Origin of the sequence: Enterococcus sp. HY326 (genome assembly GCF_026157065.1) — a bacterium.
GTDB lineage: Bacteria > Bacillota > Bacilli > Lactobacillales > Enterococcaceae > HY326.
On record NZ_JANLGQ010000004.1, the window covers coordinates 52,886 to 69,598 of the forward strand.

10 protein-coding genes and 1 pseudogene are annotated in these 16,713 nt (G+C 39.5%); 8 read left to right on the forward strand and 3 right to left on the reverse strand.

Annotated features, from left to right (window positions below):
• The first annotated feature begins 522 nt into the window (after positions 1 to 522).
• The 5 genes and pseudogenes from ORH16_RS10955 (at position 523) to ORH16_RS10975 (ending at position 9,054) form a co-directional block, all read left to right on the forward strand.
• On the forward strand, positions 523 to 4,869 hold the full coding sequence (locus ORH16_RS10955) for a VWA domain-containing protein (RefSeq protein ID WP_265458850.1): 4,347 nt from the start codon (positions 523 to 525) through the stop codon (positions 4,867 to 4,869).
• Complete coding sequence (locus tag ORH16_RS10960; protein ID WP_265458852.1) at positions 4,862 to 5,842, forward strand: pilin N-terminal domain-containing protein; 981 nt, start codon at positions 4,862 to 4,864, stop codon at positions 5,840 to 5,842. Before ORH16_RS10955 ends, ORH16_RS10960 begins: the two co-directional genes overlap by 8 nt.
• Positions 5,843 to 5,890: 48 nt before the next feature.
• Positions 5,891 to 6,103: a hypothetical protein gene (locus tag ORH16_RS10965; protein ID WP_265458854.1), complete on the forward strand. Its 213-nt coding sequence runs from the start codon at positions 5,891 to 5,893 to the stop codon at positions 6,101 to 6,103.
• Positions 6,104 to 6,251: 148 nt separating this feature from the next.
• Entirely contained in the window at positions 6,252 to 7,826 is a 1,575-nt protein-coding gene (locus tag ORH16_RS10970) for a SpaH/EbpB family LPXTG-anchored major pilin (protein WP_265458856.1), read from the forward strand.
• Between the two features lie 349 nt (positions 7,827 to 8,175).
• A pseudogene (locus tag ORH16_RS10975) lies at positions 8,176 to 9,054 on the forward strand (class C sortase).
• Here the strand turns inward: ORH16_RS10975 and ORH16_RS10980 are convergent.
• From ORH16_RS10980 to ORH16_RS10990, 3 genes are all read right to left on the reverse strand, one after another.
• On the reverse strand, positions 9,051 to 10,556 hold the full coding sequence (locus tag ORH16_RS10980) for a helix-turn-helix domain-containing protein (RefSeq protein WP_265458858.1): 1,506 nt from the start codon (positions 10,554 to 10,556) through the stop codon (positions 9,051 to 9,053). The pseudogene ORH16_RS10975 and the gene ORH16_RS10980 overlap by 4 nt on opposite strands.
• 147 nt (positions 10,557 to 10,703) lie before the next feature.
• Positions 10,704 to 11,027, reverse strand: coding sequence for a DUF1827 family protein (locus ORH16_RS10985; protein WP_265458860.1), 324 nt, complete (start codon positions 11,025 to 11,027; stop codon positions 10,704 to 10,706).
• A 280-nt stretch (positions 11,028 to 11,307) separates the two neighbouring features.
• A complete protein-coding gene (locus ORH16_RS10990; RefSeq protein ID WP_265458862.1) occupies positions 11,308 to 13,563 on the reverse strand; it encodes an ATP-dependent Clp protease ATP-binding subunit in 2,256 nt (751 codons plus the stop codon).
• A 264-nt stretch (positions 13,564 to 13,827) separates the two neighbouring features.
• Here ORH16_RS10990 and ORH16_RS10995 point away from each other — a divergent pair, with 264 nt between their 5' ends.
• The 3 genes from ORH16_RS10995 (at position 13,828) to ptsP (ending at position 16,436) form a co-directional block, all read left to right on the forward strand.
• Entirely contained in the window at positions 13,828 to 14,043 is a 216-nt protein-coding gene (locus tag ORH16_RS10995) for a hypothetical protein (RefSeq protein ID WP_265458864.1), read from the forward strand.
• Between the two features lie 393 nt (positions 14,044 to 14,436).
• A complete protein-coding gene (locus tag ORH16_RS11000; RefSeq protein ID WP_048603058.1) occupies positions 14,437 to 14,703 on the forward strand; it encodes a phosphocarrier protein HPr in 267 nt (88 codons plus the stop codon).
• Positions 14,703 to 16,436 carry a phosphoenolpyruvate--protein phosphotransferase gene (ptsP, locus tag ORH16_RS11005; RefSeq protein ID WP_265458866.1) on the forward strand — a complete coding sequence of 578 codons (1,734 nt, stop codon included), beginning with the start codon at positions 14,703 to 14,705 and terminating at the stop codon, positions 16,434 to 16,436. The genes ORH16_RS11000 and ptsP overlap by 1 nt, the downstream gene beginning before the upstream one ends.
• Positions 16,437 to 16,713 lie beyond the last annotated feature (277 nt).

Consider the following 16,713-nt stretch of genomic DNA (forward strand, 5'->3'; position numbering starts at 1 on the left):
TAAAATGTTTTTATATAAAAACGAATCCGTAATTTTTGTCAAAATCCGACCTTCATATTTTTCTTGATTATTGAAAAATATGAAGGTCATTTTTTGTTGTTTAATTAATTTAAAATCATTAATTTATCAGTGATATTAACTTATTTTATTAGCTTGTTATTGTAATGAATCTCGTTTTTAATAATTAAATTAGACAAATCTGAGTAAATGACAAAGTCGTTATATTTTAAGTTTTTTGACCAATGAACATCAGAGAAAGTCAAAAAAAGCGATTATATTACGTTTTCTTGGAGATGGTATAGTTAGCGCTCTCATTTTACTATTAGCTTGTGGAACAAATCGATTTTGTGAAACCGAGCGGAGGTAAGGTTTTATGCAAGTTGGGAGGGCAATCAGGATGCGTTGCAAAAAAGAAGGCTTTCACAAAAAAGGGACACACGAATTTTGTGAAGCTGCAAGGTATTGGAAAACGGATTACGAAGGCCAAGTAACACGTTTTCTAGATTGGAAGTGGGTGATTAAATGAAGAAAAAAAGATGGCTATCGATACTGATGATTGTAGCTATTATACTGCCGCTTCTCAAGGGAGTGCTAAGTTTATATCCAGCAATTGTTGAAGCGGTCGGCTATGATTCGACCCAAGTATTGGTAGACGATGACACAGTCTATGTTGAAGCAAGTTACGTGGAAACTGAAACAACCTATGACTGGCATCTTGAGTTTCAAAAGAAAGTGACGCCGAACAAACAACGGCTCCGGATTGCCATTGACCAGAGTGCAACTGGTTTTGGAACAATCGCTAACATTCGTGGCCAAGGATTGGGTCAGGCAGATAATGGTGATATCTCTACGATGAAAGTTGCCGATGACAACAGCAATTTTGATTGGTTTTATACACCAGATTTTTCTGAAGAAAGTCAAACTGGGTATCTAGAATTTTCGACTGAGAAAACAGAAACAGTGGGACAAGTGCCAGTTGTTGTTAGTCTAGATGTTTTGGAAGAGCCGAGTGATCCAGAAACTGAGGCTCCAGAAGGTGAGAACCAAGAGTCTCCAGAGGCTTCAGAAACTCCAGAAGATCCCGAAGCAACTGAACCCGAAATATCTGAAGAGACAGAAGAAACTGAAACTACAGAAACAACTGAAGAAGAGATTGAAAGCGCTATTGAGGAAACGACTGAAGATACCACTGATCTTGAAGACACACAAGCGGCTTCTGATGCTGAAGATTTGCCTGAAGAAAATTCAGAAGATAAAAATGCTTTTACCGGATCAATGACTCTCTTTGGTAAAAATCAACAAACGCCTTTTGTAGCTGGCGAGGGTCTACCTTTAGGACCTTTCGCAACTCATGATACTTTTGACTATGTTGTTTCAGCTGTCTCAGAACAAAAATTTCCAAATCAAGCAACAGATAAATTTACTACAGGGTTTGTAACGAATGGCTATACCGGAGCAGAAGCGGAAGCTAACTGGAAAAATTATGATTATTCGAAAACTGACCCAACTGCCGAGGAAAATATCACAGGCTCTGGCCACGGCCAAACCTTACAACTTTGGGGAAAAGAACGTGATTTTACCAACAGCTATACAAGTTACAACGGGGCTTTCGTTAAAAAATGGGTTGAACCGGTCACTAGTGGTGGTAAAACTCAAGATACAACAACAACTTACAATGTTTATATTGACGTCATTGGAACGGCTGAAGAAGTCACTGTAAAGCAAAAACTCGATGTGGTTTTTGTCCTCGATAAATCAGGAAGTATGACAAATAATAGTGATGGAAAAAGAAAAGACCGTGCTTTAAAAGATGCTGTGACTCGCACAGTGACTGATCTTGATAAAAATGAAAATGTTGACTTGCGGGTTGGCCTCGTTGATTTTTATGGTCATGATACATTTGGGATGACCGCCAATACTGCATCACTAACAAGTAATATAGATGCTGTTAAAAACGATCCAATCTTGACTTCGGACGCAAAAAGCAGTCAAGGAACCCCCTTATCTTTAGGACTCCAACAAGGTTATAAAGTTCTTCATGATGGTGGAAAAACTCCAGAACGAGAAAAAGTCTTGATTGTGGTCGGCGATGGTCAGCCAACGGTCTCCTTTAGCGGTATTAAAGGAATTAATGTTGGACTGAATAATGGTAAACCACAGAGCAAACCGGGGGTAGATAAAGCATGGACACATGATCTTACAGCTCTTTCTGACTATTGGGCTCTCAACACCAATTACCAATATTTAAAAAATTTCGGTAGTTCTAATTACTTTTCTGATAAAGACGAACTGCCCACCGATTTTAGTAGGGAAGGGCTAACAGATGGTTATATTGGGGAAGGAAGAGACAAACAATATCGGTATTACGAGTTCGGCGAGATTGAATTTCCCAACAGAAGTTACTATTTCTTTGGTGATGGAACAAGCGCCACTACCAAAGACAAAACCAATGCAATTAACACGGTGGCCTACAACCTGTGGCTCCAACAAAAATATACAAACACAAATGCCAATGTCTATAGTATTGGCATCGGCTTGAACAACACAGGCAAAACAGTTTTGCAAAATATTGGCAAAGATGGTTATTACGATGCAAAAAATACGGACGAATTAATTGCAGCGATGATCAACATTACCGGTGGCTATGGTAATACTCTGAAAAACGCCACAGTCTATGACGAGCTAGGAAGCAATGTTTCATTAGCCGGCGGAAGTCCGGAAATTTCCTATTACAAATTATCAAAAAATAATAATAGTACGACCAAATATAACCCACCAATGCTGTGGGAAAGCAGTAATAAAAATGTTGAGGCTGCTTCACTTAGCGGTAAGGAAGGCTACAAATTTACCGGAATTTCTTTAGGTGAAGGCGAAATGGTGCGCATAAAATATCAGATTGAGCTGGATTATCAAGCGCAAAATGGTGCCTACTATGTGACGAATAAAGAAACCTATATGGTAAATGGCCCAGACAATGAGGCGGAAAAACGAATGTATATGGCGCTTCCGGCAATTCGTTATCTAAGCAAAGCTCGTGATGTCGTTGTAAAAAAACAAGACATTTTTGGCAACCCGATAAGTGGGACGACTTATGAGATGAGCAAAGGAAAAGAGTCACATGGTAACGCGACAACGGATGCAAGTGGAGAAGCAGGTTTCCGTTTTGAATTTCCTGGGAGAAATAGCTCAACTGATGTTTTCACGATTAAGGAAGTATCAGTTCCTAATCAATACCAGCTATTAAATAAAGGATTGGATTTTCAAGTTAGGAAAAGAAGTTCTCTAGGTTCCTACACCTTGACTAATGAAACTGAAGGCAACAGCAAATCTTATAATCAAGCTCCGGCTTGGTGGGACCAAGCTGGTCGAAACTCGGATAGTTGGAAGACGGTTTACACGGATAATGATAGTTTTGTCTTTTCGATTAATCAAAATAGCTGGAGCCAAAATGATCCTTTTGTACACCTCACTGTTCAAAATCAATTCAAGCCAATTAAGTTTACTGTCAATAAACACGATGGCAACAATCCTTTGCCAAAAGCGAGGTTTGAATTGCGGGGTAAAAGCCGAGATGGAAAATATGCAACCGTTTTAGGTAGCGGAGAATCCAATGGAAATGGCGTTGTCGATTTTTATGACGGAGAAGAGAATCTTTTGACATTTGATATCAGTAAAGCGGAACAATCTTACCGGATTTATGAAACAAAGGCACCTGCTGGCTTTGAAGCCCCTGATGCAAACACCTATTGGGAAATTCAAGTCGTGCCTGAAGAGCAAAAAGTTTATTACCATAAATATGGTGATGAAGATAATAAATCATTCAAAACATTTGCAGACATTTCTGCGGTTGATAAAGACACTTTAAACATGTCCATAGATGTTGAAAATAAAAAACAAAAAGTTGATTTTATCATTATCAAGGAAGGTAATGATACTCCCCTTAACGGTTTTGGCTTTGAGCTGCAGGATAAAGATTCTGAAGAAATTTTCAAAGCTTATAGCGGTATCTTAGAAACAAGTCAAGAAGCTGGTCCTATTTGGAATCAGTATGGACAAGGGCACTTCTTTAAGAAAACTGAAGGGGAAAAATATCAGGATCTTGACTTTGAAACAGCTTTTGAGGCTGAAGCAGGTCGCTATACAATCTCAGAGACTGATTTACTGCCGGGCTACAAAGGTAGTGAAACAGATTGGGAGCTTATCATCGATGAGGCAGGTAAGTTCACTCTGGCTGATAATTATTCCAATGCCACATTAAATAAAACTGAAGTTAACAATAAAACCACTTGGAAATTGACAATTGAAAATGAAGTACTGCCATTTGAGCTGGATTTAGAAAAACTGGATAGCTATACAAAGAATCCTTTAAAGGAGGCAGGATTTACTGCAGCCAAGCTAGATAGCTATGGAAATTGGCTAGCCCCTGTTGAATTGCAAGAAAGCTCAAGTGAAGAGGGGCATTATCAACTAGCTGATCTAGAAATTGGTACCTATAAGATTGAGGAAACCGTAGCACCATCTGGATACCAAAGGCTACCGGGGTATTTCCGCTTAGAAATCACTCAGCGGAGTGAAAATGGTAACGATGATGGGAATCTCAGTGAGAAAGGTTCCTTAATGGCAGAAGTTCAGTATTACTTGAATGAAACGCCTCAAGGAGAGAAGGAGAGTATTGAGCTGGAATTTGCCGATGACAAAGTCAGCCTTGGTTTTGTGGTCACCAACGATTTTTCTCATCCATTACCAGCAACTGGCGGAATTGGTCGCTTAGGTCAGTTTCTGATTGCAAGTGCTCTATTAGTCGGCTCGTTATTTATCGGCTGGCTAATTAAGTGGCTTAAAAGAGGGGAGGCTGGTGTTCATGATTAAAAAACTAGCAGGATTATTTTCTGCGATTCTAGTCCTTTTCTTAGCAATTGGCAGTAGCATCTTGCCGCAGGTTGCCAAAGCCGCAGAGGATGGGCAAGTTGAATTAATCATCCATAAACGAATATATCGGGATATCATGATGCCGGATATTGAACCTTATCAAAATACCGGTGTGGAAGTTCCAAAGGAGAATTGGGATGATGAAGATATCACCAATATGGCGATGCCATTTAATGGTGCCAACTTTCTAATCTATGATTTGACGGATTTTTATATGGCTACAGGACAAGATTCAGAAAGTTTCTTAGATGATTTTAACCAGCTATCAATGACAGCGGTTTTAGAACTGATTAAAGAGCAGGATTTCCCACTTGCTGGTGGACCGGTCAACACAGATGTAGATGCAGAATTTGGTGAAGGAATTGGCCGAGTGATGCTGAATCGATACAGCAATGAGAGCGATGCCGTGTATCTAGTAATGGAAACAACACCTGATCCAGATGTGCGTTTGAATGTTGATATTGAAAGACGTTCAGTGCCAATGGTCATGTTTTTACCAATTTTAAATCCGCTGACAAATGTTGAAGAATTGAAACAAATTCATCTCTACACAAAAAATATCGGCTATGTTCGAGATCCGTATTTTTTCAAATATGGAAAAACTGAAGGAAGTCAGGAACTTGGTGTGCCTTTACAGGGTGTAACTTTTGCAATGTATCGCTATGACGACACTGGCAATAAGCTCTACCTTGATGAAAGTGAGGTCAATTCACTGCAAAATGGCTGGACAGAATCTAGTGATCCTTTACAGGATACTAATGTGACAAAATTTGTTTCTGGCAGCGACGGTTTAGTCAGTACCCACCGCTTCTTTCCTTCTGGAACATACTATTTTGAGGAATTAAAGGCGGCTGAGGGCTACACGATTGAAGCGGAAGATCGGCGCATTGAAGTAATTGTTCCTCCTTCATGAGAGGATGAAGCAGGCAATCCGCTCTATGTGACCGTAAATGGTTATCGGATGAATGAAATGATTTCTGGAATGGTGCCGGAGATTTCATATCAAAAGCTAGAACCTCGTGTATACAACTATCGAAATACTAGTGAGGACAAGCCGACACCAACACCAACGGGGACAACGAAAGGGCCGACCAATAGCAAGAAATTTTTACAAACAGGGGAGGTCAAAAGTTCGTTGTTTGTTCTAGGGTTTCTCTTAATGCTACTGGCTTGATATCTTCGTCGGAAAACCAGAACTAGCAAACTCAGATAAGTGTGTGTCAGTTTCCTGTGCAGACCACTCCCTCCATAATGACGAAGAATTTGCACAGGATTCTCTTTAATAACAAAATTTGAATCAGTTAAGAAAGGATGACTAAAGAATGAAAAAGTCGAGAAAAATATTTGGGTGGATTGCCGCTTTGTTAATGCTGTTGCCTCTTTTAGTGGGAACGCTAGCTGTTCGTGGCCAGGCCGAAGAAGTGGGGCCACTTGACAAAATAGATATTACACTTCATAAGCTAGTTTTTGAAAACGACCTTCCAACAGAATTACCAAACAACGGTAAAGAAAATCCTCACATTGGAGGCAACCCATTATCAGGCGCAACCTTTGAGCTTTACGACGTTACCGATGGCTATGCATACGCGGTGAAAGAGTATGGCGTTGAAGAAGCCGTAAGAGAAATGCAAAAAAATTGGAATGCAGATTGGATGAAACTAGCTAATCCAATCGAGACTCAAACAACAGATGATGAAGGAATTGCCTTTTTTGAAAATATCGATACTAAAAATAGTGATCGCGATCGAGTCTTAATGTTTATTGAAAAATCTTCACCTTTAGGCATTACGAAACAGGCTGCACCGATGATTGTGGTCTTGCCTGTAATGCTTCCTGAGGATGATGGTTATAACACAGATATTCATCTGTATCCAAAAAATGCCAAAGTCGACTCAAAAAAAGAGATTATTGAAAACGGCGAGGCAATCGTGCCTAGAGATGATGAATATTTTGATTTTGAAATCGGTAAAGAAATTGACTACAGAATTACTGTTCCAATTCCAGCTAACATCGCTAAACAGAACACAGATGGCACACCAATCATTGAGAATTTTGTAGTTGAAGATACTCCTGAATTAGGTTTAGCATATGTTCCAGGAACAATTAAGGTTAGCGCAGGGTCAAATATTGAATTGTCAAATGATGATTTTGTCTTTACTCCAAAGGATGATAATAAAGGCTGGGCATTAAAATTAAAAACAGCTTTAGAAGATGACAAGGTAAATTTAGACTTGCTGACCAGATTGGACAACGCATCACCAAGAGAAATTACAATCACTTACACAATGGTGATTACTCCGGATGCGGTTCCAGACGTTTTTATTAATAATGAAGCGAAGATTATCATCGAGGATACCACAGGTAATAAATATGAAGAAAATGAAAAACCGCCATTTCCAGTCTTGACCGGTGGATATAAGTTCAAAAAACTTGATGGAACCAGTGAAGTCGGCTTGCAAGGTGCAGAATTTCTTTTGAAAAATTCTAAAGGAGAATATGCACAATTTCTAGATGCTTCTAAAACACCACAAGCAACATATGACAATAATAAAGCTCATTCCATTTCTTGGTTAACTGAGAAAGAGAGCGCAACTAAAATTGTCTCAACTGAAGATACTTTTGCCATTACTGGATTAGCAGAAGGTACCTATTACTTAGAAGAAGTAAAAGCACCTGATGGCTATGTATTACCAGAAGGAAGCAAAAACGTGACAGAATTTAAAGTTGCCAAGGGTAGTTTTGATGAGATGATTCTAGGAAGAATTCCTAACACCAAAAAAGGGGTATTACCAGCAACAGGCGGCATGGGTATCCTACTCTTCTTAGCAGCTGGCTCAGCAATGATGTCTGGAGCATATGTTTGGTATCGCAAGTCTAAAAATCAGCTTGAAGTTTAATACTTAACAGCCGAGAAGGGCAAGATAGCTCGACTTGTGGCAGCAGTTGTTTTAAAACAGAATGGAACTGCGGCGGCGGTAAAAAGTAATTGAGAAGCAAGCTTGCAGGGGAAATGTCTTGGTCCTTACACTTTTTCCTGCAAGAAAAAGACCTGATGATTTTTTCTCTAGGAGTTTCTAGAGTGGCAATCATTTGATGACGAGTTTATTGTTTATCTTTTACAAAAGCCGCTGCCGCAGTTTTTCTAATAGATTGCCTGGCAAATATCAAGCTAACGAGTGGAATCTTATACATAAAGAAGGTGAGAAAATGCGCTGGTTTAAAATTGAATTTATTTTAAAACTCTTGATGGCGTTTTTGTTTTTAGCAGGAGTAGCTGTTTTTTCTTATCCTTTTGTGGTTGATGGAATCAATAATGTCATCGACCAATATCGCATTGCCAGTTATCAAAAAGAAATTGCTGCTGATGAAAAGCAGCAGCAAAAGCTAGCTGAGATGAAGCAGCAAAATGCTGACAGCAGTAAAAAAAGTTACGTGCCGGGTATGGGTGAAGTAGTTGACCCCTTTGAGGCGGCAGTCAGCAACACAATTGATCCCACTAGGGAATATTTTGAAAGTCATACGATTGGTGCAATTTACATACCGGCGATTAATGTTAGTCTGCCGCTGTTCGATGAAACAAATGAGGCACTATTGGAAAAAGGTGCGACTCACCTGAAGGGAACTTCCTTTCCAGTTGGAGGGAACAATACCCATGCGGTGATTACCGGACACACCGGCATTCCTGAAAAAATGCTGTTTACGGATTTAGATAAGCTGAACAAAGAGGATAAATTTTACATCGACGTTTTAGGAGAACGTTTTGCCTATTAGATTTTTGAAATTCAGGTGGTGTTGCCAGAAGAAGTCGAGTCGATTGCAATCAGAGAAGGGGCGGAAATTGTCACTTTATTGACCTGTACGCCATATGGCATTAACAGTCATCGTCTCTTGGTGACGGGCAAACGAATCCCTTATCAGGCGGCGATGAGTCAAGAAATTAAACAAGCCGGCAACTATCATAGGAAACGTTTAATTGGCTTGCTTGTGGGCTTGGCAATTTTTCTAGCAATTTTTGCTTATTGGCTGTCTCGGAAAATTAAAAAATATCGACTGCATCAAAAAAATCCTGCTATCAACCAGCAGGATTCAGAACGTGTGAATGATAAAAAACGGGCATCTATTTAATTAGTGGAATCTGAAAGTTCTTCAGGGGCCAGTAGCTGCAATTTTTTTTGCAGATAAGCTTTTTTCAAGACTAGATAAAGCTCGCTGAGATAATCGTCGCCTTCAAAGCTGTTGGCGACAAAAATCTTTTCAGGAGGAATATCCTCTAAAAAGCTAGGGGAGCTGCTGATGTAAAAATCGCAGCTACGTTCTTCAACATTTGTTAATAATTCGGCATCAACGTAGTTCAAATCATATAGAAAGTTTTGAATTGCGTGGATCACCGCAAAATTCGGACCGGGAATCAGGCCAACTTTTAAACGGGCGGAACTATCGGTAATTTCTAGCTTTGGTAAAATAATCAAAGCGGAAAGATAGATTAAATCCTCCAACCGTTTCCCCAGCCATCTGAATTTTGCGGTTTTACTTTTTTCCTTGAGAAAATGATAAATATGTTTGTACAAAAACGGATAAAAAGTCTTCTGAGATTCGATACGTCCCATCATAAAGGCGGAAAGCAGCGGTACACTAGCAGAGGTCAAATCCTGATTATAGAAAACAACAAATAGATTGGCTTTCATCAGAGTCTGGGCTTCGTCATCAAATTCACCGTTCAATAAGCCACCTTTGATGTCGGCAATCAAATCATTAGCGAGTTCTTTAATATGCAGAATATTATCGTCAAAGGAATGCATCACAAAGGGCAGCCGCGGGTCTTTAATATCAAAATAATTCGGCCAATAAAAAATTGAAAAGCAGAGGTAATCCACTTCGGCAGCCTCGTGGCCGTGATAATCGATATTATCGCCGAAAAGTTGTGGATAAGGATTAGCGATATTAGGAAAATAGAGTTCTTCAAGTTTTTCATCATTGACGAAAAAGCCTTGCTGGTGACGTAAATGAGTGATGGCAGTCATCAATTTCCAGGCCTGTTGATTGGCTTGTTGTAAAAATAGATAGAGAAAATCCGATGGGGTGATGGAGCCGATAAAATCAACATTGGAAATAACATCTGCCCCATAGGAAATAAACCAGCAAACATTGAAATAAAAGACCCGCACAATCTTTTCTTCGCCGCTGATTTTAATTTGCGAGCGATTCATTTTTAAACCGATTTCCTGTAGATATTCTGATAAAGGAGTCAGCTTGCGGGCCAAGGAAGCACGGCTAGTAAAATTTTCCTTTAAGAATACTTCAGCGTTTTTTTCGGGTTCCAATAAAGAGGTCAGTACAAATTTATAAGGTAGACTTTGATTATATAAATAAGAGCGGTACCGCATGTACAAATCTGGATTATTGAAACAAATCAAATTGCCATTTTCATCCCATAGAGATTGAGTAATGCCAATCTTTTCAAGGTCGAATTGGATTTCTTCTAAGAGTGCTTGAAGACGGTTGTAGCTGATAGAAAAATTTTCCCGCAGATTAGCAGGGGTGACTAACGTCTGTTTACCCTTCGTTAAAAAACCATAAATTTGCAATTTTTTGCTTGCGACACTGTCTAGTAAAAGTTGTTCTAGCACGTTTCTCCCCCTCACTTTGCGAAAAACTAACAGTAGCTAAAAACAAATAAATCCACATCTGTTCCCAACAAGACAAAAAGCGACTAGCAGAAGTAGAAGTGGATGGATTTGTTACATAAATTGGATAAGAAAACAAACAGAGATTGTTTAAGAAGCATTGCTTTGGGCACTGGCGATGACTTTAGGAATGGAAATTTCAACTAGACCGGGAATTTCCATTGTGGTAATTTTTGCAGCGTCGTAAGAATTTTGCGGCAGCTTTTTCAAAAAACGCTCTTTGATTTCTGAAACCTCAGAGGGCAGAATATTTCTTTTTTTATTGATTAAAGCAATTTCATTATGTAGCGGAGCTTCCGTAAAAATAACTGTCGTATTACCAGCGGAATAAACTTTTACCACCTGAGCATCCGTTGTTTCCAGCTGATTTTTCACTAGGCGCGCATGGCTGTTGGTGACATTGACAAGTTTCATAGGTTCACCTCCTTGAGTAAGTTGTTAGAGTTTTTAGTAAGCACGGACTCTTATAAGAAAGAGTCATCGTTTAAGAAAGATTTATTTAGAGATGCTGGCTGCTTTTTTAAAGTGCCAGCCATGGAGATTTGACATTTCCATGTGAGTTCCCTATAGCATAATTATAATCATTTTTTAAGAATTAAAAAAGCCTTTTGCTTAAAAAAGTAGCCAACCTCAGTTAAGGTTAGCTACTTTAAGTTAATTTTAAGTGATTTAATCTGTTAGTGATAAATGAAACTTATTCGGCCTCAGGTTTTTCTTTGGCTAAACGTTCTGGCTTAGATGTCACAACAATATTGCCATCTTTGTCCAGTTTTGCTTTTAGCTCATGAATTTCAGGATGTTCTAGATAAAATTCAGCGATACCATCTTCAATTGTGTCTTGGATTGTCCGGCGCAATGGACGGGCTCCCATTTCTGGATTGTACCCAAGATCAACTAATTCTTCTTGAACGTTTTCTGGTACATCAATGTGTAACTTTTGCGGAGCCAACAAGCTGTTGACTTCATTAAGCATCAAGTGAACAATGGCCTTCAAGTTTTCTTTTGAAAGGGCACTAAATTCTACGATACCATCGAAGCGGTTCAAGAATTCTGGCGTGAAGTAATTGTTCAATTGATTTAAAACAGAGCGGGTTACCCCTTCACGGGCAGCACCAAAACCAACGTTGGCTTCGACATTTCCAGTACCAGCATTACTTGTCATAATGATGATAGTATCTTTAAAGCTAACTGTTCGGCCTTGCGCATCAGTCAAACGGCCGTCATCTAAAATTTGTAGGAACATGTGCAGCACATCTGGATGTGCTTTTTCAATTTCATCTAGTAAAATCAAGCTATAAGGATTGCGGCGCACTTGTTCTGTTAATTGACCGGCTTCATCATAGCCGACATAGCCTGGAGGCGAACCAATCAATTTAGAAACGCTGTGTTTTTCCATGTACTCACTCATATCAAAACGAATCATCGAATCTTCTGAGCCAAACATTTCTTTTGCGAGTTGTTTAGCCAACTCGGTTTTACCGACACCAGTAGGGCCGACAAATAAGAAGGAGCCGATTGGCCGGTTTTGTTTCCCTAGACCGACACGGTTACGACGAATTGCTTTGGCAACCTTGTCAATAGCTTCATTTTGACCAATGACATTGGCTTTTAAATCATCTGCCAAGTTAATCAATTGCGTTTGTTCTTTTTCCTTCAATTCGCCAACTGGAATACCAGTCCGTTGTTCGACGATGATTTCCATATCTTTTTCGGTAATCACCGGAGTTTCTTCTTCAGAAACCTGTTTGGATTTCATTTCTTCCAATTTATTAATTTGATCCCGATAATAAGCTGCCTTTTCAAAATCTTCTTCTTGAGAAGCCTTTTGTTTTTGAGCATCCGCTTCGGCTAATTTCCGTTCAATTGTTTTTGGATCAACAAATTGAATCGTCAAATTTTTCTTAGAACCAGTTTCATCTAATAAATCGATGGCTTTATCCGGCAAGAAACGATCTTGAATGTAGCGATTGGATAAGTTTGCGGCAGCTTTGATGGCATCATCCGTGTATTTTACGTGATGATAATCTTCATAGCGGCTTTGCAGCCCCTTCAAAATAGTAATCGTTTCAGCAACAGTCGGTTCATCGACCCGCACTGGTTGCATCCGCCGTTCTAAGGCAGCATCTTTTTCAATAATGCGGTATTCGTTTAAGGTTGTCGCTCCAACCATCTGCAATTCACCACGGGCTAATGCCGGTTTTAAAATATTACCCGCGTCCATATTGCCATCGCCGGCTGAACCTGCGCCAACAATTTCATGAACTTCATCAATAAACAAAATAACATTTTCAGCTGATTTGATTTCTTCAATCAGCTTTTGCATCCGTTCTTCAAATTGACCACGAATGCCTGTACCTTGAACTAATGACGCAACATCTAAACGAATGACTTCTTTTTCCAATAGCTTTTGCGGCACATCGCCGTCGACAATTTTTTGGGCTAGGCCTTCAACGACCGCTGTTTTACCAACACCGGGTTCGCCGATTAGGACGGGATTGTTTTTAGTCCGGCGATTTAAAATTTCAATGACCCGTTGAATTTCTTCATCCCGGCCGACAACTGGATCGACATTGCCTTCTCTAGCTTGCGCTGTGATATTGACGCCGTATTCACCTAATAGGCCGCTAGCTGCACCGGCACCACCACGGGGCGGACGGCCACCGTTATTGTTAAAGTTATTTCCGCCACCAAATTGCGTTGGCGGTGTTTGATCTGGACCGCCTTGTTGTTGCATTTGACGGGACATAGAACGGAAAAAATCATCCAAATTGTTAAAACCAAAGGGATCTTGTTGGGCCATTCTTGGTTGGTTATCAGTTGGATCATTCATCGTTTGATTTTTAATTTTTTGATAGCAGTTTTGGCAGTAATCCATTTGTTTTCTTTGACCATTGACGGTCGCGTATAAATGGATGGTTGCTTCATTAATGCCACAGTTTTGACAAAGCATACGAAGACACTTCCTTTCAAAAATTCCTTAAAAGTCATTTTACTTTTCATCAGAGAAAATGTAAAAGAAAAAGGATGATGGTCAATTTTAGTTACTGACCAAATTTGACCTTTTGTAGTTATTATACGATATTTTCTAAGAAGTGCAAGTATTTGGCTTGGTTTGCTTCTGTTATCAAATGCTTTTTTTGAATTTTATTTTCTGGTTCTTGTCCAATCAGCTTTTTTTATTTATGATAGAAAAAACAAACAGGAGGTGTCAAAGATGTTTGAAAATCCTTTTGCAGAAAAAATAACTGCCTTAAGAGCTGGTGAGCTTTCTGAAATCGTCGTCACCCGGGAAGAATTTTTAGTTTTTCGTGATGTCTGGAAGGAGTTACCAGATAAAAAAGATATTGTCGGTGAAGCGGGATTAGAAGGTAAAATTATTTATCGCTATCAGCCTGAAAGTCAGGTGGCAGCTGAGGAACCGACAGAATAACGTTCAGCAATCAACAGAGGTGTTGCCAGAATTTTTTTTTATTCAAACCTTATTTTAATAGAAATAGATTAAAAAAATTAGAAACAGGAGACGTAAATCCTGACAAAATTTTAAAATTTTTGCTAAGAAAGCAGATAGAAAAAAGCTTGCTGTTATAAAGGGGAGCACTTGAAATCGCCAGAAAAATCAAGTTTGTTTTTAAATAACGGCCTTTCTAAGTTTTTTGTGAAAAATTCCGCAAAAAGCCCTAGAGATTTCCCGAAAATCAATCGAAAATAGTTGTCTCTAGCGTAAAAAAATGGTAATCTTTTAAATTGAAGGGAATTTCTGTTTGAAGACTATTTAAAAAAAGAAAACCCTAACAATATGTAAACTCAAAGGAGCATGTTTATTATGGAAAAAAAAGACTTTCACGTAGTAGCTGAAACAGGGATCCACGCACGTCCTGCAACTTTATTGGTGCAAACAGCTAGCAAATTCAACTCAGATATCAACCTTGAATACAAAGGCAAATCTGTCAACTTAAAATCAATCATGGGCGTTATGTCTCTCGGTGTTGGCCAAGGTTCTGATGTAACTATCACTGCTGAAGGTGCTGACGAAGCAGATGCTATGGCAGCAATCGTTGACACAATGAAGAAAGAAGGACTTTCTGAATAATGGTTGAAATGCTAAAAGGGATTGCCGCAAGTGATGGCGTTGCTGTCGCTAAAGCTTACCTGCTAGTTCAACCTGATCTGTCCTTTAGTAAAGTTTCTGTTGACGATACTGCAGCTGAAGAAGCTCGTTTAGACAAAGCTTTGGCACAATCAACAGAAGACTTGCAAGCGATTCGGGAAAAAGCAGCGCAAAGTCTTGGTGAAGCAGAAGCGCAAGTATTTGACGCGCATTTAATGGTTTTGGCAGATCCAGAAATGGTTGGCCAAATTAAACAAAATATTACAGATAACAAAGTAAATGCAGAATCTGCTTTAAAAGAAGTAACGGATATGTACATTGGCATGTTTGAAGCAATGGACGATAACGCCTATATGCAAGAACGTGCTGCCGATATTCGTGACGTAACCAAGCGGATTTTAGCTCATTTGTTAGGAGTTACGCTACCAAATCCTTCTATGATTAATGAAGAAGTTGTCGTTGTTGCCCATGACTTGACACCAAGTGATACTGCACAATTAGACCGTAACTTTGTTAAAGCCTTTGTCACTGACATCGGCGGACGGACTTCTCACTCAGCTATTATGGCTCGGTCTCTAGAAATTCCAGCAATCGTTGGAACCAAAGAAATCACCGCTAAAGTGAAAGCTGGCGATGTTTTAGCAGTTAACGGCATTGAAGGGGACGTTATCGTCAACCCAACTGATGACCAAGCTGCTGAATTTAAAAAAGCTGGCGAAGCTTATGCGGCGCAAAAAGCTGAATGGGAAAAACTAAAAAATGCGGAAACTGTCACTGCTGACGGCAAGCATTTTGAATTGGCTGCCAACATTGGTACACCAAAAGATTTAGAAAGTGTTCATAATAACGGAGCGGAAGCCATCGGTTTATACCGGACGGAGTTCTTGTATATGGATGCGCCTGATTTCCCATCTGAAGACGACCAATTTGAAGCTTATAAAGCTGTGTTGGAAGGTATGGATGGCAAACCAGTTGTTGTTCGGACAATGGATATTGGTGGCGATAAGGAATTACCTTATTTGAAATTGCCTCATGAAATGAACCCATTCTTAGGCTATCGCGCTTTGCGCATTAGCTTATCAGAATTAGGCGACGATATGTTCCGCACGCAAATGCGGGCCTTGTTGCGGGCTTCTGTTCACGGCAATTTACGCATTATGTTCCCGATGGTTGCGACCTTGAAGGAATTTAGAGCGGCTCGTCAAATCTTTGATGAAGAAAAACAAAAATTAGTCGATACTGGTACGAAAGTTTCGGATACCATTCAAGTGGGTATCATGATTGAAATTCCAGCGGCAGCTGTTTTAGCTGACAAGTTCGCTAAAGAAGTTGATTTCTTCTCAGTTGGCACGAATGACTTAATTCAATACACAATGGCAGCCGACCGGATGAACGAACGGGTGTCTTACTTGTACCAACCTTATAACCCATCAATTTTACGTTTAATTAAAAACGTGATTGATGAAGCTCACGCTGAAGGCAAATGGGCAGGTATGTGTGGCGAAATGGCCGGCGACCAAACCGCTGTGCCAATTTTAATGGGGATGGGCTTAGATGAGTTCTCAATGAGTGCAACATCTATTCTAAAAACCCGCAGCTTAATGAAACGTCTTGACACAACTAAGATGACTGAACTTGCGAATCGTGCTCTTAACGATTGCGATACAATGGAAGAAGTTGTTGAATTGGTCAACGAATACGTGGCTGAAGCTTAAAATGAATTTGAAAGCTCTATTCTTTCTAGCATTTCGCTAGTGAGAATGGAGCTTTTTTTGTTTAATCTGATTTCAAAAAATTACTAAACCTCTTGCAACCGAAAATCTGAAATCCCAGAAAATTAGTACCCATTTTTTGACGTGCATTGTAATATCACCAACCCAGTGTCAGAGATAATTTATGATTTTAAAACAAAAAAATATTCTCTACTCGTAAGTGTCCTTAATTTTCCGACATTTCAGTAAATTTTCAAGCGAAAGCTTCACCTAACAATAT